The sequence below is a fragment of the Paenibacillus sp. OT2-17 genome (genome assembly GCF_009827695.1).
GTDB lineage: Bacteria > Bacillota > Bacilli > Paenibacillales > Paenibacillaceae > Paenibacillus > Paenibacillus polymyxa_B.
Window position 1 is genome coordinate 1 of the sequence record NZ_WUDQ01000992.1, and the last position, 707, is coordinate 707.

The 707-nt window shown below is 44.0% G+C and carries 1 protein-coding gene; it reads right to left on the reverse strand.

Annotated elements, in window-relative coordinates; translation table 11 throughout:
- A partial coding sequence (locus GRP75_RS28660) for an alpha-amylase family protein (RefSeq protein ID WP_483311134.1) occupies positions 1-707 on the reverse strand: 707 nt, incomplete at both ends.

The following is a 707-nucleotide window of genomic DNA, read 5'->3' on the forward strand; positions in this document are numbered from 1 at the left end:
TAGAGCAACCGAACCTGAAGCAGAAGCTACCTGTCCGAAATAGGAGGCTACTACTGTACCTTCAATATGATCTCCATAGTAAGCACGTCCTGTGGTTGCTAATGGACATGTTGGACCACAGTCGATTGGCTTTCCTGCCTGAAATTCGATTTCTGAGCCGTAATACAATGTTGGAATTCCACGGAAAGTCCACATTAAACTCATATTCTCAGCCCATGCAGCCGTGCCCCCCGTATACCGGGTCGATGATTTGTTAGGTCCATAATCATGGCTATCTACATACACTACGTTATAGGTCGCATCGTTATAACTGTCATCCGAATCCTTGCCATTCCAAAATGCGTTATTTGCATCACTAAAATTCATATGCATCCTCATATCAATTACATTCATCCCGGAGGATTGCGAATGGTCCGGTTCATGATACATATTCCCTTTGAGGAATGCATTATCGGATAAAGGCTGATTGGCTGTACCAAGATTATTTTCGTGTTGATATTGTTCCAACGCTGCTACTTCATCATTGGTGCTATACTCTTTGCGTTCCTTCCAGGTGAAGAATTGAGCCGAATGATTCACAGAACCTCGGTTCCATTTATCGTTAACGAAAGCACCCACTTCACCGAACATATAGAAATTACGTCCTTTTTCACCAAACTTCTCAATCGCCCGCTCCTGCGCTGCAGGAAGAAAATGACGGTTCCAGG